Annotated in this window: 26 protein-coding genes; 9 read left to right on the top strand and 17 right to left on the bottom strand. The window is 43.3% G+C overall.

Features of this window, described 5'->3' with window-relative positions; all coding sequences use genetic code 11:
* Nucleotides 1–18: 18 nt before the first annotated feature.
* A complete protein-coding gene (gene thrS, locus B158_RS0106290) occupies nucleotides 19–1,938 on the bottom strand; it encodes a threonine--tRNA ligase (RefSeq protein WP_018624518.1) in 1,920 nt (639 codons plus the stop codon).
* A 263-nt stretch (nucleotides 1,939–2,201) separates the two neighbouring features.
* On the opposite strand from thrS, the gene B158_RS0106285 reads away from it, so the two are divergent.
* On the top strand, nucleotides 2,202–2,654 hold the full coding sequence (locus B158_RS0106285) for a GFA family protein (protein ID WP_018624517.1): 453 nt from the start codon (nucleotides 2,202–2,204) through the stop codon (nucleotides 2,652–2,654).
* A gap of 69 nt (nucleotides 2,655–2,723) precedes the next feature.
* Here B158_RS0106285 and B158_RS0106280 read toward each other — a convergent pair whose 3' ends face one another.
* From B158_RS0106280 to gloA, 13 genes are all read right to left on the bottom strand, one after another.
* Nucleotides 2,724–3,479: a sulfite exporter TauE/SafE family protein gene (locus tag B158_RS0106280; protein WP_018624516.1), complete on the bottom strand. Its 756-nt coding sequence runs from the start codon at nucleotides 3,477–3,479 to the stop codon at nucleotides 2,724–2,726.
* 20 nt (nucleotides 3,480–3,499) lie between these two features.
* The gene (locus tag B158_RS0106275; protein WP_018624515.1) at nucleotides 3,500–4,204 is read right to left on the bottom strand and encodes a pirin family protein; all 705 of its coding nucleotides are present in this window, start codon (nucleotides 4,202–4,204) and stop codon (nucleotides 3,500–3,502) included.
* Nucleotides 4,205–4,304: 100 nt separating this feature from the next.
* Nucleotides 4,305–4,499: a CPXCG motif-containing cysteine-rich protein gene (locus B158_RS0106270; RefSeq protein ID WP_018624514.1), complete on the bottom strand. Its 195-nt coding sequence runs from the start codon at nucleotides 4,497–4,499 to the stop codon at nucleotides 4,305–4,307.
* 36 nt (nucleotides 4,500–4,535) lie between these two features.
* A complete protein-coding gene (locus B158_RS0106265) occupies nucleotides 4,536–5,537 on the bottom strand; it encodes a diguanylate cyclase (RefSeq protein ID WP_018624513.1) in 1,002 nt (333 codons plus the stop codon).
* A 260-nt stretch (nucleotides 5,538–5,797) separates the two neighbouring features.
* The gene (locus tag B158_RS0106260; protein WP_018624512.1) at nucleotides 5,798–6,175 is read right to left on the bottom strand and encodes a VOC family protein; all 378 of its coding nucleotides are present in this window, start codon (nucleotides 6,173–6,175) and stop codon (nucleotides 5,798–5,800) included.
* A 20-nt stretch (nucleotides 6,176–6,195) separates the two neighbouring features.
* A complete protein-coding gene (locus tag B158_RS13315) occupies nucleotides 6,196–6,324 on the bottom strand; it encodes a DUF2474 family protein (RefSeq protein ID WP_018624511.1) in 129 nt (42 codons plus the stop codon).
* Entirely contained in the window at nucleotides 6,324–7,340 is a 1,017-nt protein-coding gene (gene cydB, locus B158_RS0106250) for a cytochrome d ubiquinol oxidase subunit II (protein ID WP_018624510.1), read from the bottom strand. The genes B158_RS13315 and cydB overlap by 1 nt, the downstream gene beginning before the upstream one ends.
* The gene (locus B158_RS12930) at nucleotides 7,337–8,761 is read right to left on the bottom strand and encodes a cytochrome ubiquinol oxidase subunit I (protein ID WP_083911911.1); all 1,425 of its coding nucleotides are present in this window, start codon (nucleotides 8,759–8,761) and stop codon (nucleotides 7,337–7,339) included. Before B158_RS12930 ends, cydB begins: the two co-directional genes overlap by 4 nt.
* A gap of 186 nt (nucleotides 8,762–8,947) precedes the next feature.
* Entirely contained in the window at nucleotides 8,948–9,352 is a 405-nt protein-coding gene (locus B158_RS0106240; protein ID WP_228127072.1) for a hypothetical protein, read from the bottom strand.
* Between the two features lie 7 nt (nucleotides 9,353–9,359).
* Nucleotides 9,360–11,315: a TonB-dependent receptor gene (locus tag B158_RS0106235; RefSeq protein WP_018624507.1), complete on the bottom strand. Its 1,956-nt coding sequence runs from the start codon at nucleotides 11,313–11,315 to the stop codon at nucleotides 9,360–9,362.
* A gap of 90 nt (nucleotides 11,316–11,405) precedes the next feature.
* Nucleotides 11,406–15,998, bottom strand: a complete 4,593-nt coding sequence (locus B158_RS13225) for a carboxypeptidase regulatory-like domain-containing protein (RefSeq protein ID WP_156823048.1) — start codon at nucleotides 15,996–15,998, stop codon at nucleotides 11,406–11,408.
* A gap of 205 nt (nucleotides 15,999–16,203) precedes the next feature.
* Nucleotides 16,204–16,497, bottom strand: coding sequence for a hypothetical protein (locus B158_RS0106225; protein WP_018624505.1), 294 nt, complete (start codon nucleotides 16,495–16,497; stop codon nucleotides 16,204–16,206).
* 50 nt (nucleotides 16,498–16,547) lie between these two features.
* Complete coding sequence (gene gloA, locus B158_RS0106220; protein WP_026309275.1) at nucleotides 16,548–16,940, bottom strand: lactoylglutathione lyase; 393 nt, start codon at nucleotides 16,938–16,940, stop codon at nucleotides 16,548–16,550.
* A 114-nt stretch (nucleotides 16,941–17,054) separates the two neighbouring features.
* Here gloA and pyrC point away from each other — a divergent pair, with 114 nt between their 5' ends.
* Nucleotides 17,055–18,095: a dihydroorotase gene (pyrC, locus tag B158_RS0106215; RefSeq protein ID WP_018624503.1), complete on the top strand. Its 1,041-nt coding sequence runs from the start codon at nucleotides 17,055–17,057 to the stop codon at nucleotides 18,093–18,095.
* A complete protein-coding gene (rnt, locus tag B158_RS0106210) occupies nucleotides 18,088–18,690 on the top strand; it encodes a ribonuclease T (RefSeq protein ID WP_018624502.1) in 603 nt (200 codons plus the stop codon). Before pyrC ends, rnt begins: the two co-directional genes overlap by 8 nt.
* A gap of 2 nt (nucleotides 18,691–18,692) precedes the next feature.
* Here the strand turns inward: rnt and B158_RS0106205 are convergent, their stop codons facing one another.
* Entirely contained in the window at nucleotides 18,693–18,932 is a 240-nt protein-coding gene (locus tag B158_RS0106205; RefSeq protein ID WP_018624501.1) for a hypothetical protein, read from the bottom strand.
* 192 nt (nucleotides 18,933–19,124) lie between these two features.
* Here B158_RS0106205 and B158_RS0106200 point away from each other — a divergent pair, with 192 nt between their 5' ends.
* The 3 genes from B158_RS0106200 to B158_RS0106190 are packed head-to-tail and all read left to right on the top strand — an operon-like array spanning nucleotide 19,125 to nucleotide 21,708.
* Entirely contained in the window at nucleotides 19,125–20,147 is a 1,023-nt protein-coding gene (locus tag B158_RS0106200) for an isoaspartyl peptidase/L-asparaginase family protein (RefSeq protein ID WP_018624500.1), read from the top strand.
* 29 nt (nucleotides 20,148–20,176) lie between these two features.
* Entirely contained in the window at nucleotides 20,177–20,611 is a 435-nt protein-coding gene (locus tag B158_RS0106195) for a hypothetical protein (protein WP_018624499.1), read from the top strand.
* An 11-nt stretch (nucleotides 20,612–20,622) separates the two neighbouring features.
* On the top strand, nucleotides 20,623–21,708 hold the full coding sequence (locus B158_RS0106190; RefSeq protein WP_018624498.1) for a hypothetical protein: 1,086 nt from the start codon (nucleotides 20,623–20,625) through the stop codon (nucleotides 21,706–21,708).
* Between the two features lie 316 nt (nucleotides 21,709–22,024).
* On the opposite strand, the gene B158_RS0106185 is transcribed toward B158_RS0106190, so the two are convergent.
* On the bottom strand, nucleotides 22,025–22,630 hold the full coding sequence (locus B158_RS0106185; RefSeq protein WP_018624497.1) for a peroxiredoxin: 606 nt from the start codon (nucleotides 22,628–22,630) through the stop codon (nucleotides 22,025–22,027).
* Between the two features lie 137 nt (nucleotides 22,631–22,767).
* Nucleotides 22,768–23,727: a LysR family transcriptional regulator gene (locus B158_RS0106180; RefSeq protein WP_018624496.1), complete on the bottom strand. Its 960-nt coding sequence runs from the start codon at nucleotides 23,725–23,727 to the stop codon at nucleotides 22,768–22,770.
* An 89-nt stretch (nucleotides 23,728–23,816) separates the two neighbouring features.
* On the opposite strand from B158_RS0106180, the gene B158_RS0106175 reads away from it, so the two are divergent.
* From B158_RS0106175 to bfr, 3 genes are all read left to right on the top strand, one after another.
* A complete protein-coding gene (locus tag B158_RS0106175) occupies nucleotides 23,817–24,383 on the top strand; it encodes a flavodoxin family protein (RefSeq protein WP_018624495.1) in 567 nt (188 codons plus the stop codon).
* Between the two features lie 325 nt (nucleotides 24,384–24,708).
* The gene (locus B158_RS0106170) at nucleotides 24,709–24,939 is read left to right on the top strand and encodes a bacterioferritin-associated ferredoxin (protein ID WP_018624494.1); all 231 of its coding nucleotides are present in this window, start codon (nucleotides 24,709–24,711) and stop codon (nucleotides 24,937–24,939) included.
* A 250-nt stretch (nucleotides 24,940–25,189) separates the two neighbouring features.
* A complete protein-coding gene (gene bfr, locus B158_RS0106165; protein ID WP_018624493.1) occupies nucleotides 25,190–25,669 on the top strand; it encodes a bacterioferritin in 480 nt (159 codons plus the stop codon).
* Nucleotides 25,670–25,697: the final 28 nt, after the last annotated feature.

Below are 25,697 nucleotides of genomic sequence, written 5' to 3'. Positions count from 1 at the left end.
TTCCTCTTTAATTAGTGCCTAGTCAGCCTTTCTGGCTCGCTTCGCAACTTCTGCTTCTAGCAACTCAGCAAAGGCTTCAATACTCATGCTGCCCAAATCTTCGCCGTCGCGAGTACGGACTGCAACATGGTTATTTTCGACTTCTCTATCACCGACCACTAACAAGAATGGCACGCGTGCTAGAGTCTGCTCGCGAATTTTAAAGCCGATCTTCTCATTTCTCAAGTCCGAATTCACTCTAAATCCTTTATTTTTCAGGGATTCGACCACTTTTTGGCAAAAATCAGCCTGTTTGTCGGTAATATTCATGACAACAGCCTGAGTTGGCGCCAGCCAAGCAGGGAATTTTCCAGCGAATTCTTCAATCAAAATACCGATAAATCGTTCAAGTGACCCCAAAATCGCACGGTGCAACATTACAGGAGTCTCGCGTTCGCCGCTTTCCGCCACATATTCGGCATCCAGACGACCCGGCATTGAGAAGTCAACCTGAATAGTACCACACTGCCAGTGACGCTCGAGACAATCTTTTAGCGTGAACTCAAGTTTCGGACCATAGAAGGCGCCCTCACCTGGCTGGTATTCAAATGCAATGTTGTTAGCGTTCAGCGCGTCAGCCAATGCGGCCTCTGCTTTGTCCCAGACTTCGTCCGAACCCACACGCTGTTCTGGACGAGTGGAAAGCTTAACGATAACGTCAGTAAAGCCAAAGTCCGCGTAAACGTCGTATAGCATTTCGATGAACTTTGATACTTCTGATTGTATCTGGTCTTCGGTACAGAAGATGTGTGCATCGTCCTGCACGAAGTTGCGCAGACGCATGATGCCATGCAAGGCACCCGATGGTTCATTACGGTGGCATGAACCAAACTCTGCCATGCGTAATGGCAGGTCACGGTAACTTTTCAGGCCGACGTTGAAAATCTGTACGTGACATGGGCAGTTCATTGGCTTGATGGCGTAGTCACGCTCATCTGATTTCAGCGTAAACATGTCGTCGCCAAATTTGTCCCAGTGGCCAGATTTTTCCCACAGAGAGCGATCTACCATCTGCGGTGTTTTGACTTCCTGATAATCGTGTTCTTTCAAGCGGTCACGGATGTACTGCTCTAGAGTCTTATAAATAGTCCAGCCTTTGTCATGCCAGAAGATCATGCCCGGAGCCTCTTCCTGGATGTGGAATAGATCCAGCGCCTTACCGATTTTACGGTGATCGCGTTTTTCCGCTTCTTCGAGGCGATGCAGGTAAGCTTTAAGGTCTTTTTTATTAGTCCATGCAGTACCGTAGATACGTTGCAACATGGCATTGTTGGAGTCACCACGCCAGTAAGCGCCTGCAACTTTCATCAATTTGAATGCTTTCAGTTTTGAAGTCGAAGGAACGTGTGGGCCACGACACAAATCAATGAAGTCACCTTGACGATATAAGGATAGCGTTTCGTTTTGTGGAATCGATTCGATGATTTCAGCTTTATACTCTTCACCCATGTTACGGAAGAAGGCAACCGCCTCATCGCGCTCCATTTCTGTGCGCTCAACCTCTAGATTCTCTTTAGAGATCTTCTCCATTTCTTTTTCAATGGCACGCAGGTCATCTTCACTGAATGGCTTATCAGTTGCGAAGTCATAGTAAAAGCCATTGTCGATTACTGGCCCGATGGTTACCTGAACGTTATCAAATAGGCGTTGTACCGCTTGAGCTAACAAGTGAGCCGTAGAGTGACGAATCACTTCCAGACCATCTTCGTCACGCTCGGTGATGATTGCTAAATCCGCATCGTTCTCGATGACAAAACTGGTGTCTACCATTTGACCATTCACTTTGCCAGCTAATGCAGCTTTGGCTAATCCGGGACCTATGTCGTTTGCAACGTCATAAACTGAGACTGCGTGGTCGAATTCACGCTTACTTCCATCAGGTAATGTAATTACAGGCATTTTACTCTCTCTTCGAATATAGCCCCTACGAATGGGCTATTACTCAATCGTTTAGTTAATTGTAATAAGCGACAGAAAACTTAATAATTTCAGTCGCAAAAAACACCCGCCAACCTGGGTTAGAGGCTGTTTCAGGTGTTGAATGTGAAATTATCGGGGAATCCGATGAATATATGCAATAGGATATAGCAAAAAGGCCTATAAAACATTAGGTTTTATGGATATTCTTGGAATTTTTAAGGACATTTAAGGAAATTACCACTATGAGTTATGCAACTGCCCAATGTCTGTGTGGGAAAACCGGAATCAGCGCCCCTAATCTGGGCGAAAGCATTGCCGCCTGTCACTGTGTCATGTGCCGCACCTGGTCTGGTGGCCCTTTGCTTGCGGTTGATGGTGGCGACGGGCTGATTCTTGAAAATGAAGCCCATATCAGTATTTATCATTCCTCAGAGTGGGCTGAGCGCGGCTTCTGTAATGTGTGCGGCACTCACCTCTTCTATCGCCTTAAAGACAGCGACAAGTATTACATCCCTGTGGGACTGTTTGCTGACAGCGATAAATTCCACTTCGATGAACAGATCTATGTTGAGCAAAAACCGCATTACTATGACTTCGCCAATAAAACCAGAATGATGACTGGCGACGAAGTGGTATCTGAATATGAAGACCCGGGGCCTGAGAAGTCGCAGGATGATTTAAAGAGTTATCCTTGATTTAGTGGGCAGCCACATAGGGCTGCCCCTACCGAGTGAAGTAATAATCACCAACCTGCTGTGAAAATTTTAAAGCAGCTCGCTTAAAGCTGAGTAAATTAGCTTACACCCCAGCCCAAACAGTAACACATAAATAATATTGAGGAAGGTTTTCTGGGATAAATGGCTTTGTAACCATTTGCCGAGGGCCACGCCGATCAATGCAACTGGAATTAACAATGCGCCCTGCCATAGAACCTGTTTATTGAATTGTTCAAGGGCGATGTAGGGATAAAGTTTAAACAGGTTAATAGCGGCAAAAAAGTATACGGCGGTGGCGAGAAACTCTGAGCGCTGCAACTTTTGTTTAAGTAAGTACATATTGAGTGGTGGCCCGCCTGCATGGGCTAAGAAGCTGGTGAAGCCTGCGCTGGCTCCTGCTATTGCACCGAAAAATGCATTTGGTTTATTTGACTCAGAGCCTTGTTTGTTTGGCAATAATTGCATAAGCACAAACCCTATAGCTATCACGCCCAGTATCAAACGTATCCAGTCTTCCGATAACTGGTCAGCGGTTGCGTACCCAACAGCCACACCAATAACGGAGGCTGGAATTAAAGCGATGAGCAATTTTCGATTGTATTGTCCCCACCAGAGTTTGACGCTAAATCCATCCATAATGATCAGCAGCGGCAACATTAACGCAATAGCCTGCAAAGGGGACATTACCAATGACAATAATGGCACGGCAACCGCACCTGCACCACCGGCAAATCCTGATTTGGATATTCCAGTGATGAGAACAGCGATTACCGCTACACTCCAGTAAATAACAACTTCAGTCAAAAGGTATCCTATCTTTATGCTTACCTTAGAGGCGCCATATCAAAGACTAATACCTCTGCATTATGGCCGTTTACAATGTCGATGACATCACCAGCAGCGAAACCGGCACCATCGCCCTCGTTGAGCTCGTGCCCATTAACTTGCAGGCTGCCTCGAGCAACATGTAACCACGCTTTGCGCTGCCCCTGCAACTGATGGGTTGCAGACTCATCACCATTAAACAGCCCTGCATAAATATCGACGTCCTGACCTATAGTGATCGAGTCTTCGCGCCCTTGCTGCGAAGCAACCAGCTTCAACTGACCTCGCTTATCATCATCACTGAAAGCCTTCTGCTCATAACCTGGCTCGGTGCCCTTTTGCGCGGGTAAAAACCAGATCTGCAGGAAACGAGTGGTATTCTTCTGATCATGATTAAATTCACTATGAGTCACACCTGTTCCAGCCGACATGCGCTGAACTTCACCAGGACGAATCACTCCTTCATTATCCATACTGTCCTTATGAGCCAACGCGCCTTCAAGCACATAGGACACAATTTCCATATCCTGATGGCCATGGGTCTGAAAACCTGCACCGGCACGAACCTTGTCATCATTGATGACGCGCAAACTTTCATAGCCCATAAACTTTGGATCATAGTAATGACCAAACGAAAATGTGTGCGAGGTATCCAACCAGCCAAAGTTAAAATTTCCACGCTCATTAGCTCGACGAATCAACATAGCAAACTCCTTGAATAATATTTACAGGAGTTAGATTAGGCCTTAGCATGGATAACTGCAACGCATAGAATTCAATACTGGTTATGCAAAATAATTATAGCTAATCGTTATCGGTCATCGTCATGACGCTGACATCTTCACCATCTACCGAAACTTCAACCTGAAACTCAATTGGCCGACAACAGACCTGACAGTCTTCGATATATGACTGCTGTAAAACAGAAGGATCAATGAGAATGGTCTGCGGCTCACCGCAGTAGGGACAATAAATGGTGGTTTCGATTTGTCTGAGCATGGGTCATTCTGGATCAGCTCATGCTGTATTGGCAAGTCAGGATGCTGGCTTTAAGAGCGTTTCTTCGTCAGGCTCATAACTGACCACTTCAATACGGTTACGACCGGTCTTCTTCGCTTGGTACATAGCAATATCTGCATCACGAGTAAACAAGGAAGAACTAGAGTCTTTAGGGGGCACTCCATAGCAAACACCAGTACTGATTGTGAGATATGAGCTAACGGCTGAATATTGGTTCTCAATTTTGAGATCGATAATCGATTGTCTTAGACGTTCAAGATGCTTAATAAAACTGTCGACACCATTTTCCAGCGTTGCAACTACAACAAACTCTTCACCACCAAATCGCGCAACTAGATCCGCTTTACGAGAAAAACTCTCAGAAATTTTATCAGCAACGGCTTTGAGGGCTTTGTCACCTTCAAGGTGGCCATAGTGGTCGTTGTAAAGTTTAAAGCTGTCGATATCGATAAAAGCTACGGCCATGGTCGCTTCGAGCCTTTGGTGAACAGCCCACAAACGCTTTAGCTCTTGTCCAAAGTAGCGGCGATTGTATAAACCCGTCAATGAGTCGCGACTGGCCAATTCCTGCAACTCATCCTTTAAGCTCAACAAAGTCTCATGTCTTTCTTGAATACTTTTCTCTTTTTCAACTCTTTCAGTCACATCTTTTTGCAGTGCAATGTAGTGCGTCAACTGACCACCATCAGAGAACACTGGGGAAATACTTAACTCACTCCAAAAAGGCTCACCCTTTTTATTACGGATTGGAATGGTGACACGACATGATTCTTGATTAAAAACCGCCTGGCGAAGAACTTCAATTTCTGACTGCTCTTCAGTATCTTGAATATAAGACCAGTAATCTTTACCAAGCACTTCATCAGCAGTATAGCCAGTCAATAATTCAAAGGCGGGATTAACAAAAATGATGGAGCATTGATCACCGCTAACTTCTGATATCACGATACCGTCCACCGTCGCTTTTAAAGCTTCGGCGAGCAGATCAGATGAAATAGAGGCTGTGTTCTGCACCATACCAAATGTCACTTTGCGTTATTATTAATGCGGTTCGGAGGCTTTAGGAATGTAAAAAGACCTGAAGCCCATCATTAACTCACTGCAACTTATCCACAATCGCATTCATATGAGTTATCAATAAAGACCCCAGTTCCCTAGGAGGCGCTGGTTTTATACCAGAATTTGATTAATTTTAACACAGATCTTTTGTAGGGGTATTTAAATATTAGAATTTATTGATATTCATCAGTTAACCATCATTTAAAAAAGTGATCGCCTTACTGGATATCCACTCGCCAAGGAGGATTAAGGCGGTTGTCCCCCGCCCAGTAAAGTTTAATTTTATTACCACTCGGATCATACAGAATGGCTTCACGCCATAAGTAACTCATATCGGTTGGCAGCTGTTCAAACTCGAACCCTTTGCTAATCAGCTCCTCAACCCACTCATCCAAAGCTTCATGTTCAAAATAAATGGTTGCTCCAGAGCCTGTGGACTCTGGCTCCAGCATCAACGAAAAAGTTGAATTCCCCTCCGGGCACTCAAATCGAGCATAGTGTGGCGAGTCAACAATTTGTAGGAATCCCAGGCGACGATAGAACTCTGTGGCTTTAGGAATATCATTGACCGGCAAAGTAACTTGATTCAGATTCATAATAGATTCCTGTGAGTGCGCTAAGCGAGAAATAGCCTGATACCGTAGCCTATTACCGCAAGCGTGAGCACACCAGCCAACCACAAACCAACAAACCAAAGTGCTTTTTGCCACCCTGGTTTGTTGTTACTTCTTGGCTCTTGACTCATTAGTGATAAGCCTCATTCGCCTTAACTTTTCCGCGGAACACCCAATAAGCGTAAGACGTATAGCCAATGATAATCGGTAATAAGGCAGAGGCTCCGACCAACAGGAATTTCAGACTATCATCTGGTGCTGCTGCCTGCCAGATGCTGATAGACGGTGGTACCAGGTTGGGATAAAAGCTGATCAATAAGCCAATGTAACTCAGCACAAATAAAGCTATGGCATACAGGAACGGACTAACTTCACGACTTTTATGTAAGCCATAAAGCAATTTAAAACCACAGAAGAGCACGGCAACCGGAACTACCATCAGGTAATAAACATTTGGCGCATCAAACCAGCGATGCAGATATTGTTGCTCGATAAATATCATCCATAAGCTAATAATGCCGATAAAAAACAAAGTCAGCCAGGCGGCAATTTTGGCAAACTGAACGGATTGTTTTTGCAAGCCGTCAGTCGTTTTCATATTAAGCCAGGTGGCACCTAATAAGACATAACCTACTACCAAGGCAATGCCGGTTGTGATACTAAATGGTGTCAACCAATCCCACCAGCCACCAGCATAGGCACGATCGGCAACGGTAATGCCCTGCACCAATGCACCCAACGCGATGCCCTGACATAAGGTCGCCACCAGCGAGCCAAGGAAGAAGCCACGATCCCACCAGTCCTGTGAGTTTTTAGTGCGCCAGTGGAACTCAAAAGCTACACCGCGGAAAATCAAACCCAGCAACATAAGAATGATCGGCATGTATAGCGCCGGCATGATGACTGAATAAGCCAATGGGAAGACGGCAAATAATCCACCTCCCCCCAATACCAGCCAGGTTTCGTTGCCATCCCAGATCGGTGCCACTGAGTTCATGGCGGTTTCCTGATCCGTTTTGTTTTTAATAAAGGGAAACAGAATGCCTATCCCCAAATCAAAACCATCAAGAATAATGTAAGCCAACACGGCAAAGGCAATAAGTCCCGCCCAGATCATTGCATAATCTATACCCATTGAATCAATCATTGGTCACCTTCCTTTATTTTACCTTCGGAAGTCGTCGCCACCCGATTAGACAAAAACACTGTCGTTTGCGAATCGTCATCAACTTCTATGACAGGAGAAGGTCGTTTACTCATTAATCGCATGGTGTACCAGACACCAGTTCCAAACACTATCAGGTAAACGATAATGAATGCCAACAGTGATGCTGCGACAGCAGGTGCATCCAACGGTGAAGCAGAATCAACGGTTTTGAGGAGTCCGTAAACGGTATAGGGTTGGCGTCCTACTTCAGTAACGAACCAGCCAGCAACCGTAGCAATGATTCCAGATGGTGCAAAGACAATGGCTACTCGCAACAGTAAGGGTGTGTCGTACAGCTTTTTCCGAGCTCGTAAATATAGACTCCACAACCCTATCGCTATCATTCCCATACCAATGGCGACCATGATGCGGAAACTCCAGAATACAATGGGTACATTCGGCCATTCATCTTTCGGGAATTGATCCAATCCCACCAGCTTTCCATCCGGATCGTGTGTCAAAATAAAACTCGCTGCTTTGGGGATTTTGATGGCGTAATCTACCGTTTCGGTTTCGCTGTTAGGCATGCCAAACAAATACAGCGGAGCTCCTTTTTGAGTTTGATAGTTACCCTCCATCGCCGCCACTTTCGCAGGCTGATGCTCTAGAGTATTTAAGCCATGCAAATCGCCAATTACTAATTGGACAGGAGCAACCAAAGCAGCCATCCACATCGCCATGGAAAACATTAGGCGTGCAACCTCATTGCGCTCGCCCTGCTTTCTGGCTTTGTAGAGATGCCAGGCACCAACACCGCCAACTAAAAATGCTGTACTTAAAAATGCAGCCGTTGTCATGTGCGCCAGACGGTAAGGGAAAGACGGATTGAAAATAACGTCAAACCAATTAGCCACCACAAACTGACCAGCTTCATTGATCTCGTAACCGGCCGGTGTTTGCATCCAACTGTTGACGCTTAAAATCCAGAAGGCAGACATCAGCGTGCCCAATGAAACCATCAATGTGGCAAAGAAATGCAACCCCTTACCAACTTTGTTCATGCCAAACAGCATAACCCCAAGAAAACCTGCTTCGAGGAAAAAAGCAGACAGAACTTCATAGCCCATTAAAGGGCCTAAAACTGGTCCCGTCTTATCTGAAAAAACGCTCCAGTTAGTACCAAACTGGTAGCTCATAACCACGCCTGACACGACACCCATGCCAAATATGATGGAGAAGATTTTGAGCCAATATTTGAATGTAGCGAGGTAAACCGGTTTGCCAGTTTTTAGCCAAAGGCCTTCAAGAACAGTGAGATAAGCGGCTAAACCAATGGATAAGCCAGGAAAGATAATGTGAAACGTGATGGTAAAAGCGAATTGAATTCTCGCTAGCAGCACGGCATCGAGCAACTCCATCAATAACCTCCTTTATTTAAAGAGAGAATTGACCTGGGTCAAGGCTAAAACCATCATACCGTGCAGGGCATAGGATACAAGATTGTTCGCAGGATATTTAGTATCGGAAAGATTAATTTGGATTAGTTTTTGTATGGATAAAATCAGGGAGGGATTGACGGGTTACGATTATAGTAACCCACCAGGAATTCAGGACTGCTCTTGATCTTGCTTAACGTAGCTACCCATAAACCACTCAAAAAATGCATGACTATTCAAATAGCCGCGGAATCCAATCAGGTAAATCACCACCAACAAGGTGTAGACCATTGCCAGGAAGCCGCTCAGGGTTAAGAAATCTTTAGCGATAATCATTAAATTAAGGGCCTGCAGCAGTGCGACCACATATAACATGGCGCGCATGAATTTCCATAACGGTTTGGCTTTAAATAAAATGATCAGATTACTCACCAGCATACCGCCAAGCAGTGTCCAATGAGCCAGCGCAATCAGCATTTCACTGCTGCTCTGCAGATACAGGCTATAGAGCGACCATAAGGCTATGAGCATGATCGCTGTATTGATCATCAATACAATTTTTGTACTTTTCGGCACGATTTATTCACCACATTTTTGTAAATTTAACACCAAAGCTACGTCCTTCCGCCAAAGGTGCGATATCATCCGATGACGAATAATACTTCTCATCGAGGAAATTATCGACAAATAAAGACAGATTTAACCCATTTCCTAACTGTTTGCTAAATGCTAATTCGCCAACCCAGGCTGCGGGCGTAGCTCTTTCTCCAGAGCTAAAACGGTCTTTTGAGAAACGATATTGTAGAGCTCCATCAATTGACCAGTCTTCTCCATTATAACGAACACGCATTTTAAAACGATTTGCAGGAATATCAGCAAGTTCTTGGTTGTCATCATCCTGTCCCTTAACCCACATGCCGCCTATTCCCAATTCCCACTGTTCATTGAAATCAAAGTTGGCATCAAGTTCTGCACCATATATCAGACCATTATTTAAATTGTTGTATGTTAATACGCCTGGAGACACTTCAACTCTCTCAATATAGTCACTTACTTTTTGCCTATAAATATTGAGAATAAATTGTTTATCCACATCGCTATATTTAACTCCCAGGTCTGAACTTACTGAACGCTCTGTTTCCAGATCAGGATTGCCAATGACCTCGCCCCGACCAGTGGTTCCCACAAAATATCGTTCGCTCACGGTGGCAAAGCGCACTCCTGTACCCAGGTTTGCGGTTAATATCCAGTTGGTGCTTATTGACATTGAAAAGCCTATAAAACCAGTAATGGCATCATCTTCTGAAGCTGCAAAGCCAGGATTGGTTTGTCGATTGTTTAGCAGGCGTGTTCCAAACTGCCATTTAGTATCACCCCAGTAGCTGTTTAAAGTAGCGAATGTTGCTAACTCTCTTTCTGTTGCGCCATTGAGGCTTTGAGTTGAAGTCATTGAGTTATCAGCCAAGGAAAGCTCTGTCTCGAAAGCATTAATGCCACTACGCTTAAAGCCATCTAAACCCCATAAACCTTCTAACTTGTTAACGAACCAGTTATTTTCGTAATGAAAACCATAATCCCTGGATTCATTAGTAACATCATTTACTCTTTGTTCGGGTCTCACGGTTAGAGTATTTAATCTATTAGGGTGAAAATAAACTGTTGCACGCCAATCATCGCCTCTAGCGCTGAGTTGGCTGAGTAAATGTTCTTCATTCGGAACGGTTACCAGCCTGTCAGGATATTGTGTACTGGAGCGACCTATGTCATTACCTTCGCTCATCAAAAGCATCCATTCATAATCCACATCGGCTATGCGCCACTGCTTAATAAAGCTACCTGAATACTGTTCATAACCGCTGTTGAGTTCATTTCCATTTGGATCTTCAGTATTATTCGAAAACTGTCTTGCGACAGCGACCGACCAATCGTTACTACCTGTACCATAAATCTGGTTATTACGGTTTCCCTGAGTCTGATAGTCCACAGATAAAAAGCTATGATCAAAGGTTGCTGGCGATAGTTTAACGACGCCCCCAAGACTACCCGACTGATACAAGGTCGAAGCTGGCCCACGAGAAACCTCGGCATAATCGAAAAGAAGTGGGTGCACAAATGAAGTTGCAACCCCGGCTCGACGCTCTGCTTTTAAAGGAATATCAGATAGATAAGTTAATACCCTATGACGTGATAGCCCTCTGATTGAATAAACTTGAAACAATCCTGCTTGACCATTTTCAGCAACACCCGGAACCTCAGTTAACAAGTCTAAGATACTTGTAGGCGCTATAGTTTTCTGAGTTGGAGAGACCAAACGAGAAACTGAGTTTAAGTCAGTGAAGTGACTTGGAGTGCTTCCTGCGATAACTGTAACATTCTTAATTTTTTCATCTTCAAGCGAATTTTTCTGCTTCCACTCCTTTTGTGGTGAAGTGCAATTACTCTCACACTCAGCAGCCAGATACTCTGTGGATGATTCGGATCCAAAAACGCAAACGGAACAGCTTAAAATCAATGCCCCATATAACTTATGAAATTTCATTTGATCTTTTACTCGCTTAACGCTGATACAGTTACAAAATAAAAAAGCACTGGTGGAAACCACCAGTGCTTAAGTTTTAGCAACTACTAATTAAGACAGGTACTTTTTGCGTCTTGCAAGACCTGCTAGTACCAATAACGCCAGAATTACAAATCCAGTGCTACCACCACCGCCTCTCTTCGGAGGATCTTTTTCAATAGACAAGCTTACCTGACTAGTTCCTAGCTCTGCTTTTTGAGCATTGGATAACTGGAAGCTCAATGTTAGATCAGAACTTTGCTCGGTGTCGATCGTACTAACGGTAATGATCTTATCTTCCGTCTCACCATTCGCCCAAGTTAATGTACCTGATGTAGCAGTGTAGTGAGTACCAGCAGCAGCGGTACCATCTGCAGTTGCATAATCAACAGATACCTGATGGTCAGCACCATCAATCCTAGAGATAGTTACCTGAATATCACCACCGTTACGAATAGATCCAGAGTTAGCGCTAACATTAAACACACCAAACTGTGGTTCTCTTACAGTTAAACTAACCGGTTTAGAAATAGTTCCGTATGGAGTGTCATTATCAAGAATAACCTGCGCCTGGTAATTACCGACAGGTAACTCAAGCGTCGAAACCTGGAACTCGAGTTCTGAAACCTGGTTTGCCTCAACTAAACCACTATCCCCAGCAAGGCTAATCCATTTAGGAGTGATCTCACAAACATTCGACTCACCTGATGTAATACCTACCACGGTTTGTCTTGATTGGTTAACGGCCCATAGATTGCCATCACAGTCGATAGCCAGGCCTGCCTGCCCACCATCCATCAAGTCTTCTGTCACACCATCGTCATCAGTATCAACAGATGGAATGTAAATCAAACCGATAGGATCTAGTTCAGACGTTGATGCATCCAGAACAACAATATCCGGTTCGATACTACCAGGAGCATCGTTAGACATTACGAATAGATGATTTGTAACCGGATTAAATGCCAAGCCTGATACTGCTAGATCAACATTGATTGAGCGTAAGATATTACCCTCAGCATCAAACTGATGGATCACACTATCGTTCCAAGAACCAGAATAGAAAGTTCCTGAGATTGGGTCGTAAGCCAAGCCACGTTGCGAAGTACCAAAAGCTGGACATATTTTATTGCCTGTCACAACTTGAGCAACTGGGTCAATCTCATGGATGCAGGTATTGTTAGATACTGACACTTGCCAGAAAGATTTTGTGCGAGCGTTGTAAGCTAAGTCCGCAGCATAACCAACTGTAACAGCACTGGTATCTATAAAATCACCCGTTTTCACACCGTCAGTATATTTATGCAGAGCGTCCAGAGGAGCGCCACCAGCAGTCACATCGCCAACCCATATATCAGAAGAAGTCTTATCAAAACCAATTCCCCAACCTAAAGTAAGCTCTGTTGGGAATTGAGCGACAAACTCAACATTTACTTCTGGAGCACTAGGAGCATAAGAGCGATAACGAATTTTCTTAGTATCAAACTCCTGTAGCGCTTTTGGTCCAAAGCGACGAGTAGCTTGATCGAAAACGCCATATGGCTTAGCTGCCTCAGCTTCTTCGCGAACAATAAACAGTGAAAGTTCGTAGTTGGCATCAGCATTTCCGAGGTTTTCTAATGAGGTCTGTACAGATTGCTCCAAACTTTCAGCAACTTCGAATTCCACACTACCAAGCTCCAACATACCAGCATCAAGAGCTATTGCCTGATTTAAGTCATACTGAGTCAGGTCAATTGTTTTACCCTGGTAATTATTTGCACTGACATCCACCTCAGTTGTATCACCTGAGCCAACGAATATTCTGTAGAAGCCGTCACCCAGCTGGTCATCATCAATAGTAGCAACTGTTGTTACAGTCTTTGAATCAGAGTTTATTGTCGCGCCATTAATCGGTTCCTGAGTGTTTGCATCAACAACGTAACCACTTGCGAAATAACCAGTGTCAGCAATACAGTTTGGTGTACCGAATGCCACATTATCAAGGTAAGCATACCACTCGTAGTTAGCTTCATATGCAAAACGAATCTGGAAGCTTGTCGCACCCGATAATTCTGTTGATAAATCGATAGAAATATTATCAGCAGTACCAGTTGCTACGAAGTCATACACTGATACCCACCCAGCATTATCAACATTAATATCTAGAGTATAAACATCGCCTCCTGCAAAAGTTCTAAATAAACTAACGAAGTTAAGTGTTGTAGAATCAATATCAGCAACGTTAATAACTGGTGAAGTTAACGTTGAACTGACAACAACACCAGAGCCAGCTGCATCACTATCAATAGCAGCCGCTTCACCGCTTACGTTCAGCAAATTACCCTTAGGAGCCGTTGATGCCGCTTGCCAAACCATACCGGTATCGTTGATATCCTCAACCGACCAACCTTCTGGTGGTACTCCTGAATCAAAACCTTCAAAGAAAGTATTCCAAACATAACCTTCGGCAGTACAGTTTGAATCAACTTGTAAAGCAAAGTCACGAACAGGAGTGTTCTCAGGGAGGATGTCATAACTTTCTTTTAGATAACCTGCGTCAATTGCAGTAGCCTCAATTTTTACCAAGGTACCTTCGTAGGCTTCTAAAGAGTATTGACCAGTTACAGGATCAGTAAAAGTAGAAAGCGTTACACCTGGTGCAGTGATAGAAACTTCAGCATAAAGCGGAGTCCCAAGACCAGAGCCATCAGTCACAACACCGCTTACCGTTATAGCAGCTGCGTTATCAAGAGAAACATCAACGGCTTCAACTTCGTCTTCAGCCAAGGCAATACCGTCAACATCTGCAGGAAGATATCCGTACTTTGTGAAATCAAGGTCATAAGTACTGTCTGCAGGTAATGTCAAAGAATAGTTACCAGAGGCATCAGTCATTGCAGTTGAGCCGCCGGCAGCAACTCTAACGCCCTCAATTGGGCTGCCAGAACTATCAGTAACCGTACCTTCGATATAACCTTTTGGACCAGCTACACAATTATCAAACTTGAAGCTACCAATATAGGTCGACCATGCAGCACTATTGTCATTAGCAGCTTTATAGTACTCAGTGGTATACCAGAAAGTACAATCGTCTGCTGGGTCAACACTTAAACTGCTGTAATCACCCCATCGGTTTGCGCCAGACTGAGCACCTTCACCTGCCTTCAATACTTGTTCCGGAACAGTCAAAACATCTACAGGATCATCTTTGTAACGGCCAGAAAAGCGAATTGAAGGATATGTTGCAGGACCAGATACACTATAAGCGACACCAATATTACCTGCAGCATCCATCGCGGCACTACCCATCCAGCGAGAGTTCCCATCATCAGGATTGTATGTACCTTGGTTTGCAACTGAAGCTTGACCCGTTACAGGATCAAGGTCGAACTCATACCAACGAACACCCGCGATATTGGTATCTGAATCAGAACCAACCACATTATGATTCGCTACTAATTTATGTTCAGTGCCATTTAATAAACGATACGCCAAACGGAACATCATTCTTTGGCCTATAGCATCTAGCTTCTGTCCGTTTGGCTGAACGATACAGTCACGAGCATAACTACATACACCGCCATCAAAATCAGCTACCGTGACTGAGTTTTTCAAACTAAAAGATGAATTTGCCGGATTACTCCAATCTACATCAAATGTGTAGATATCCATCGTGTTTGATCCACCTGAAGTTATAAAGTAGCCTGGCATCCCTTCTGGAGGTAAATATGTACCATCAATATCGGCTGGCATTGGTGTAAATGCATTGGGATAAAGATTTTCCAGATCGATAATGACTTGCTGCGCTGGTTGGCCTGCAAGCATTTTATCTCTTTCATATGCAACAACTCCTGCGCCCGCATAATTTAAATTTGGTGCTAGGAATTGATTGACACCCATATAGTAGGCATCAGTCCAAACACCAAAGTGAGGATAGTCATTGAACTTTGTCGTACTGTAGGCAAAATCGTAAAGATAATAAGCTCCAGTAGGATCATTAGTTTGTGAAATAGCGATACACTCTCTGTTGTCTGTAAATCCATCGGTAAATGCAAACTGGCTTAACATCCAACGATCTGCAGCACTATCATATAAGACAATCGGATCACCGCGATTAGTTGACTCACACAAGCCACCAAAGCCAGACCATAATTGGTTAATTGCGATAGGTCCAGCTAACTGATTTCCTTCTTTGTCCCAGATAGCCAACGCAGAATTGACCATTTGGACTATGTGATTCGGGCCTACATCAGCAACTGTATCTGGAGGCACTGCGCCAGTTACATTGCTCATACCATCAAATCCAGTACCTAAGGCAGGTAACAACGGCGCGAACTTATCGTTTGCCTGATTTTTCTGTAATACAGGGTCTTTTTCAAAGTCAGTATTTCTGAGTAAGAGTTCATCTGCAAAAGGATGGTTTTGATTTGGAACCTCTCGGATCAAATCAACACCAGGAATCTTCTCCCCAGACTGACGTAGCTTATATTTTCGAGCGTTAGTTACTTCCGGTAACGGTTTTGCAACTGTTGTTAGCGGCTTACTAAGTTTAGGCTTTGATAATACAACCTTGACGGAATCACTTCCTGCTGCCTCGGCAATATTATTTCCCCCAAACATAGCCGTTGTACTTAACAAACCTGCTATGCATAACCTCACCAAGGTACTGTTGGATTTGGACACAATAACTCCTTACTTGGATAGATTGTTAATGATTATTTGTTTGCTCCCTCCCCTCCACCTTATTGAATAACAACTCGGCGATTATAGAGCGCAAATTTTATACCACAGTTCTCCACGACATACTGTAGAGAACTGTAGCTGTTTGTATGGTATGAATTGATACTATTTGATAACTGTCGAATATCTTGACAGTTCTGGTAGAAAACTAATTGTTGTCTTCCTTTTCTTTGTATTTTTTTTCAATTAATTCTTTTGGGTATTCGGGATTAGGTACTTCACATATCCCCTGTTCATTTTTAAATTTATCTTCGCAGTCTTGTTGTTTAATACCATCTTCCTGAGATATTTCGCTTATTGCCCGGCTTTCTTTAGGAGAACTGACTTCCTGGTGCTCTGTTACAGTGGCATCTTCAACGCTAGATGCTTTAGCATGGTCATTTGCGCAACCTGCCAGGAAAAGTGCCGAAGTGAGACAAATAAAACTTAGCCTTACAATCATTAAAGCTCTCCTTAGTAGTAAAATGGACAATAATTCTTAGAATATAGAGCCTACTTGTTATGTCTATCTTCTAATAGCTCTATTTTGTATCCATCCGGATCTTCCACAAACGCTAAAACTGTTGTTCCATGTTTCATGGGTCCAGGTTCACGGGTGACTTTGCCGCCCGCTTGACGAATTTTCTCGCAAGCTTCATACACATCGTTTACGGCAATGGCTATGTGACCGAAAGCATTGCCCATCTCGTAATCGTCAGTATCCCAGTTATGCGTTAACTCCAGCACGGTGTTGTCCTTTTCCTCGCCATAACCCACGAATGCCAAGGTAAACCGTCCTGACTCATAGTCATGTTTACGAATAAGATTCATGCCCAGCACATCCGTGTAAAAATGTAATGCTTTATCCAGATCACGTACGCGAAGCATGGTGTGTAGAATTCTCATTATTCCTCCGAAACTAATTTATTGAGTTACGCTTTAGTTGCAAGCATGACTTGCGTATAATAGCCGGCCATTATAGCAAGTAAATGGTGAAGCGCCCTCAATGGGCTCGAATTTATGCAAAGCATTACGATCACTCGACCAGACGACTGGCACATTCACCTGCGTTCCGGCGCAGCCCTCCAACATACCGTCAAAGATGCAGCCCGCCAGTTCGCGCGCGCTATTGTCATGCCCAACCTGGTGCCACCGGTGACCAACGTTGAAAAGGCCAAAGACTATCGTGACTGTATTTTACGTTATAAAAGTGACAGTACCGAGTTTGAGCCATTGATGACGCTTTATCTGACCGATAACACGTCAGTAGAGGATATCGAAGAGGCGGTTGCTTCAGATTTTGTGAAAGCCTGTAAGCTCTACCCTGCCGGAGCGACCACTAATTCAGACTCTGGTCTTACTGATATCGAAAAGGCCTATCCGGTATTTGAGAAGATGGCTGAGCTGGGTTTGCCTCTATTGGTTCATGGCGAAGTCACAACTCCTGACATTGATGTATTCGATCGCGAAAAGGTTTTCATTGATACAAAGCTTAAACCTGTCATCGAGAAGTTCCCCAACCTCAAAGTAGTCTTGGAGCATATCACCACCAAAGATGCGGTTGAATTTGTTCGCTCGCAAGGTCCAAATGTGGCAGCGACCATTACCGTTCATCACCTGCTTTTAAACCGCAACGACATGCTGGTTGGTGGTATTCGCCCCCACCTTTACTGTCTGCCGATTCTTAAACGTCAGATTCACCAGCAAGCACTTATTGAGGCGGCGACTTCAGGCTCACCAAAGTTTTTCCTGGGCACTGATAGCGCACCGCATTCAAAAGACAAAAAAGAAAATGCCTGTGGGTGTGCGGGTGTATACACGGCTTACTCTGCCATCGAGCTTTACGCAGAAGTGTTCGAAAGTGAAGGAAAGCTGGATAAGTTAGAGGCTTTCGCCAGTTTCTATGGCCCTGACTTTTATGGTTTGCCTCGCAATACCGAGACCATTACTTTGGTCAAAGAATCTTGGAAAATGCCGAAAAAACTGTGCCTTGGTAACGACACTCTGGTGCCATTCAGAGCCGGTGAAACTATTGAGTGGAAAATCAAAGACAATGCATAACTTGAGCATGAAGGAGCGTTTTCGAGGCTTCTTCCCAGTCATTGTCGATGTGGAAACCGGCGGCTTTAACGCAGCAACCGATGCGCTATTGGAGCTTGCTGCTGTCACAACCACGTTTGATGAGCGGGGAGAACTCGTCATCAACAATAGTTACCATTTCAATATCGAGCCCTTTGAAGGTGCTAATATAGAACAGAAGGCCTTGGACTTTACTGGCATCGATCCTGATAATCCATTGCGCGGCGCCATTTCAGAACAGAAAGCCCTCAAAGGTCTATTCAAGGATTTGCGCACCGAACAAAAAGATGCTGAATGCAATCGCTGCGTTCTGGTTGGCCATAACTCCTGGTTTGACTTGAGCTTCTTAAATGCAGCCAGCGAACGCGCCAATATTAAGCGTAATCCTTTCCATCCTTTTACCAGCTTTGATACTGCCTCCTTATCAGCATTAATGCTTGGTCATACAGTATTGGCTCAGGCCTGCGACCTGGCCGGCATTGAGTTCAGTCAGAAAGAAGCTCATTCAGCTTTGTACGACGCTACCAAGACCGCGGAGCTTTTCTGCTTATTGGTCAACCGAGCAAACCAGTTTTAATACTATCGGCCGTTGTATAAGCAGCGGCCACATAACTCTTCGCAGGTCATCTGCAAAATTAGTGCCTTCTCTACAAGCTTGAGTTTCTCAGGAGTAACTGAGCTGAGTTCTTCGTAACTGACAAGACCAGATTCAAATAACTCTTTTAACCGTCGACCTTTCCAACAGGCAACAACTTCACCGGAGGTTCGTTCTACTAATTGCAATTCTGGCTTGGACTTGTCCAGCCAGGCATTAATCATGTACGTCACACTACACCCTTTTATTTCGTTATAAGTTTTACATCATCTTCAAATGAGAATAATTATCATTTGCTTTTATAGCAACAGCTATTTCTTTTTTTTTATTAAAAAGTTCACAGCTTGGGGTGCATTCGATTAAAAATCGACTTATGCTAAGGAGATTACTTTTTCAACAACAGGTTTTAATTTACGATGATAAAACAAACGCTTACCGCACTTTTTCTAATCGCTGGATTAGCATCTGGAATTAATGCCATGGACAACTCGGACAATACAAAGTCCAAAACAGCCATCGTCATTCATGGCGGTGCTGGTACCATCCTCAAGTCTAAAATGACCCCAGAAATTGAGCAGGCTTATATTGAAGCCCTAACTCATGCTCTCAAGACCGGTCACCAGATTCTTCAAGAAGGCGGTTCAAGCACAGAAGCAGTAAAAGCGACCATCGTGACTATGGAAGACTCGCCTCTCTTTAATGCTGGTAAAGGCGCGGTGTTTACTCATGAAGGCAAAAATGAGTTGGATGCCTCCATCATGGTCAGCAGCGATCGCTCAGCTGGCGCAGTCGCAGGCGTTAGCCATATCAAGAACCCCATTCTGTTAGCTGATAAAGTTCGTACCGATTCCAAGCATGTGCTGATGGCCCGCGAAGGTGCAGAAGAGTTTGCCAAAGAGCAAGGCTTTGAAATGGTTGACCCTAAATACTTTTTTACGCAGAACCGCTGGGATCAATTACAGAAAATTCTCAAGGAAAGCCCAGACAAAATGCAATTGTCTGAAGATGAAGCCAAAAACTCTAAGTTTGGTACCGTCGGTGCAGTAGCGCTCGATATGAATGGCGTTATTACCGCAGGCACTTCAACTGGTGGCATGACCAATAAGCGTTATGGGCGAATTGGTGACTCACCGATCATTGGTGCTGGAACCTATGCCAATCAATATTGCGGTATTTCAGCAACCGGTCATGGCGAATATTTTATTCGAGCAGCAGTGGCCTATGACATTTGCGCTCTGGTTGAATACAAAGGTGAAAGCATTCAAGAAGCAGCGGATATTGTCATTCAGGAGAAACTAAAAGCCATGGGTGGTGATGGTGGTGTGATTGGTTTAGACAAAGACGGTAACATCATGATGAGCTTTAACACCCCGGGAATGTACCGAGGGTCTATTGATGTTGACGGCAACATCAGTATAGAAATCTATCAGGAACAATAAACACCAAGCAGGCGCTAAAAGGAGTCGTTATGAAACTTAAACTTTCAATTACTTTCTTGCTATTTATATTAGTAAGCGCCTGCAATGACGACTCATCGCAGAGCACAGCCTCCAAGCCTGAGAGCAACAATACCGATGAAGATATCGCCACCCTGGAACCTTACCTTGACGAACAGGTTTTCGAAACACACAGCAATGGCGAACACAAAATTGGACTTTATTCGGAAACCAATGGGCAGGGAACATTTGAAGACTGCAAAACAGGAAAGACATACATCATTGATATCAATAAAGATGCAAGCTTACTTCATTCGAGCTATAGCCCATTAACCAAAGCAAACGGACAAAAGCTGCTGGTAGAAATAATAGGTGAAACTCTAATGAATAAAGAAGACTTAGAAACCATACGGCCAGAAATATTACTGAGTATTATTCATAAAGAAACCTGTAATAATAAAAACTAGGGAGAACCATTTTGAAGTACTCACCATTCTTATTGCTTCTATTCATTTTATCTTGCTCAAAACAACCAGAAGAAATGCCTCTCACGGTTAAAGTAGATGGTCTGGAGATATCAGGATTTAAGGGCCATTACAAAAACAATATGCTAACTTTATTTAAGGGAGAAGGAATTGAGCCTGCTATGGATTCAGAGTATAAAATTGAATTCAGGTTAAGTGACAACTATCGTAATACAACCATTCAGTTTCCGAATGAAAATAGCAGCACACCACCATTAGCTCTTAATATCCACGATCCCGAGCGTAACATAAACACAGTTTGGCTAAAGCAAACGAAGTTTAAAATTACTTTCGGCGAAGAGATAGATTATAAAATCCCTATCATAATAGAAGGTTCAGCAGAAGACCCTACAGATATAGAATTTAAAGGAAGCTTTACAGCTTACACAGCAGCAATAGAATCTAATAATGGCGTTATAGATAGAAGTGTAAGCTCATTTGATACAATTGACTGGATAGTAAGAGACTGGATTAAGAAAAATAAAAGTACCAAAAAAATTGCCGACTATCCAGATACCTGTAGATATGGTGGTGCTTATGCCTCCTGCTCTTATCTGTATAACGATAAAAATGATGAACTGCAAATTGCCAAGCTACTACTAGTAAAAGAAAACAACGTTTGGGAGATTAAAAAAAGTATAACAAAAGATGAAATTTTTCTAGCAAATGCGATAGAGCCTATTTTTAGAGATTACCCTCCGTTCATTTTTTCTCCTATCGCAGCTAAAACCTTTCAAGATACAATCTATAAAAAACTAGGCGGTTATAGACTTATTTCGGAGCCATCTACGATCCCATGTGGAGGCGGGCAAGCGAAAGGTCAACCTGGCTGGTGTGAGATTTCATATGTGAAATTTGAAAAAGAAAGAACACTTGATACATACGCAGAAGGTTCCTGCAATTATGTTACATACTTATTTGAGAAAAATAAAAATGGTTCATGGGATATTGTTAAAACTCTAGATAGTGATCAAAAGTATAATTCTCATGAACAAAAAGTCGTTAAAAGAGAGGAAAATAATAGTCTTGTTTGTTTTTAACCCGCTCCAATGACGTAACATCTAAGGTCATGGGATATAAAATCCTCACAGCCCAATCGAACTGTGAGGTTTCAATTTTTAACGCCGATAGATTTTTTGAGTTCAAGGCAGAAGTTATTTCAAGAGCGGAGCTTACCAAATAGATAAGCGAGCAAAAAAAAGCCTGACAAAATGCCAGGCTTTCTTTCAAGCAATTGCGCAGGAAAATTGTCCAAATTCGAGGCGGTTAATCATTTTTCAGCGGAGGTGACCTAATAGGGTCATTGAGCATTAAAAATGATTAACCAACAAAGAAGTTGGGCAATTTAACAAGCAATTATAGTTTGTCAGCTGACTCGGACAAGTACTTCGCCACACCTTCAGGAGTCGCATCCATACCTTTATCACCTTTGTTCCAACCTGCTGGACAAACTTCGCCGTGCTCTTCGTGGAACTGAAGTGCGTCAACCATACGAATCATTTCGTCAACGTTACGGCCTAGAGGAAGATCATTGACTACCTGATGACGCACAACACCGTCTTTATCGATTAGGAATGAACCACGGAATGCAACGCCTGCTTCTGGATGCTCTACGTCGAATGCTTGGCAGATTTCGTGCTTAACATCAGCTACTAGTGTGTAACCTACTTGGCCGATACCACCGTTTTTGATGTCTGTGTTACGCCATGCGTTGTGTGTGAAGTGAGAGTCGATTGAAACACCAATCACTTCTACGCCACGCTTTTTGAACTCGTCTAAACGATGGTCAAATGCGATTAGCTCTGATGGACATACGAAAGTGAAGTCTAGAGGATAGAAAAATACTACGGTTGGCTTACCTTTGGTGGCTTCTGCGAAGTTGAAGTCTTCTACGATTTCGCCATTGCCTAATACTGCTGCTGCTGTGAAGTCTGGTGCCTTACGGCCTACTAATACTCCCATTATTTCCTCCAAGAGTGTGTTTATTCAATTTTAGGTGTGCGTATTATACGCTGATATACGATTAATTCTTAAGACCTTTCACAAAAGATTAAAGTCTTTTTTAATGCTATAAAAAAACTTGAACGACAACACTTAACTCAGCGACTGGGGGATACCACTGAGTGGGCGCTGATTCCCTTACGGGTTTGCTCAAAACTTTCTCGCATCAGGGTTCTGAACCACTTATGCAGCGCCGTTTGGTGTTGTCGTTCATGCCAATAAAGATATATGTCCAGTTTCGGCAGTTTCAAGGGCATTTCTTTCATGACAACGCCATAACGATCACCTTCTTTTTCAGCCACCAGTCGTGGCATGGAAAACATCAAATCAGTGCGGCTACAAATATCGAGTGCCAGGTGGAATGTTGGTACATAGAGTGCGATTTTTCTCGAATATCCCTGCTTTTCCAAAGTACGGTCAATGAATGGCTTGCCTTTACCGGTAACGGTCACTAGGCCATGCCGTTGTTGTAAATACTCTTCCAATCCGATGGTTTTCTGTTTGGCCAAATGATGACTTTTTGACATAACAAGTACAAAGTCATGCTGAATCAGGTGGAAATTATGATACTTAGTGCTCTCCAATGATTTATCTTCTTCACTAACTAAAAAGTCAATATCGCCCTGCTCTAACAGGGAAATGCCGTCGGGCCGGATATTGAAGGAACGTAATGCAACATTGGGTGCCTGCGCCTGTAGGTCCTGCCATAGATTTGGCATAAACAGGCTCATCTCCAAATCCATGGACATGATGCTGATCTCACCTTTGGCATTAGTCGGTTCGAATTTTTCCGGCTGAATCATGCACATGAAATCAGCCAGCCAGCTCTTAAGCTTGGGCTGTAGCTCTGCAGCTTTATCGGTTAACTGGTAGCCATTACCAACACGGACCAATAAAGGGTCCGCCAGCATTTCTCGCAGTCTTTGTAGTGAGCGGCTGACAGCCGGCTGGCTCATATGCAGTCGATCAGCAGCATTTGAAATGTGCTTTTCTTCCAATAGCACGTCCAGTAGCACCAGCAAATTCATATCCATAGAACGAATATTCTCGGTTTGCATACTCAATATCTCTTTAATGCATTTCAAGCATAACTATAAACCCGTTAGAGTAGCGTCATCAAGTTAATTGTTTCGATTAGGAGTCTTCAATGAGTAATAAATTGGTAGCAGTTGTTTATCACAGTGGTTATGGCCACACCCAGGTTCTTGCAGAACAAGTCCTTCAGGGTGCTAAAGATGGTGGCGCTGAAGCTTTATTAGTACCGGTATCAGATGTCGATAAACACTGGGATGACCTAGCTAAAGCTGATGCCATTATTTTTGGCAGTCCAACCTATATGGGTAGCGTTAGTGCAGACTTTAAGGCTTTTATGGATAAATCATCTAAGGTTTGGGCAGAACAAGGCTGGAAAGATAAACTGGCGGCAGGTTTTACCAACTCAGCTTCCATGAGTGGTGATAAGTTGAACACCCTTCAGCAACTATCTATCTTTGCTGCTCAACAAAGCATGCTATGGGTTAGTCTTGGTATTTTACCGGGTAATAATAGCTCAACAGGCTCACCTGATGACCTTAATCGTGTAGGTAGTTACCTTGGTGCTATGGCACAAAGCAACGCTGACCAAGGCTCTGACGTGGTACCACCACAAAGTGATCGGGAAACAGCGCGCCTTCTAGGTGTCCGTGTTGCTGAAATAGCTAGGAAATTCAATTAGTTATATTTTAATCAAACATTTTCACGTCAGTTTCACAGTGAATTGTATATATTTTAACCATCAGTTCCCCAACTGTGTTTGTTTAATCGATAGTCGAAAGACTCGTCTGTGACATGGAAGTTATTTGTAACACTCCCCCTGATGGCCACCCTGTGTGGCCTTTTTTTTTTAAGTTTTTACAATTTTTAATTGTTTACTTATCAATAGATTATAGATGATCGTTTTATAACTATCTGATCTTTTCTAAATGCCAATGCAAGAGCAGTTGACAATCATTCTCATTTAGATATAATCTCAACCATCGAACACTTTTTACTTTATTTCTATGTACGTTTGCCTTTGTAAAGCTATCACAGATAAGCAAATTAAAGACGCTGCCTATAACGGAGCAACCAGTATGCGTTGCCTGAATAAAGACCTTGGCGTTGCTACTCAATGTGGCAAATGTGCAGTTACTGCTAAGCAAATACTTCGCGAGCACAAAAGCCAAGTTACCCAGTTCGATCCACAAACCACTCCAAACTTTGTGGATGCAACTTTGGGCAAAGCATTGTAGTAAAACTATTACCAAGTCGTAGATTCACAAAAAGCCGCTTTTTAGGGGCTTTTTTATGCCTGCCCCGCTAATCCCGACTCGAACTGCCTCCTTGACATGATCGAAAATCACTCTTAAACAAGAACTCATCACATTTAACAATCATTCTAATTTACATTTAAATTCAATAAGTTAGCGATGCGTTAACTTGCTTGTAAGAATTCAAAGTCGTACAATCTCAAAATACATACTTAACAATTGGATTAAAAGAATGAAAGGCGACGCAAAAGTTATTGAAATTCTTAACAAGGTACTGGGTAATGAATTAGTAGCAATTAATCAGTACTTTTTGCATGCTCGCATGTATAAAGATTGGGGCCTGAAAGAGCTTGCTGATCATGAGTATGAAGAGTCTATTGATGAAATGAAGCATGCTGATTTGCTGGTTGAGCGCATTCTCTTTTTAGAGGGATTGCCAAACCTGCAGGATTTAGGCCGCTTACGTATAGGCGAAGATACCAAAGAAATGCTGGAGTGCGATCTTGCGCTTGAACTTGAAGCGATCCCAGATTTGCGTGACGGTATTAAATACTGCGAAGAAGTTCGTGATTATGTCAGCCGTGATGTTCTTAACCATATCCTTGAAAGTGAAGAAGAACATGTTGACTGGCTGGAAACTCAGCTTGGACTCATCGAAAAAATTGGTATTCAAAATTACCTGGCAGAAAAAATGCACGAGGATGGTAATTAGTCGGAAGCTATTTACGACGAAGGGCAGC

The organism is Kangiella aquimarina DSM 16071 (assembly GCF_000374105.1).
Lineage (GTDB): Bacteria > Pseudomonadota > Gammaproteobacteria > Enterobacterales > Kangiellaceae > Kangiella > Kangiella aquimarina.
This window is presented reverse-complemented; position numbering and strand designations above follow the sequence as displayed.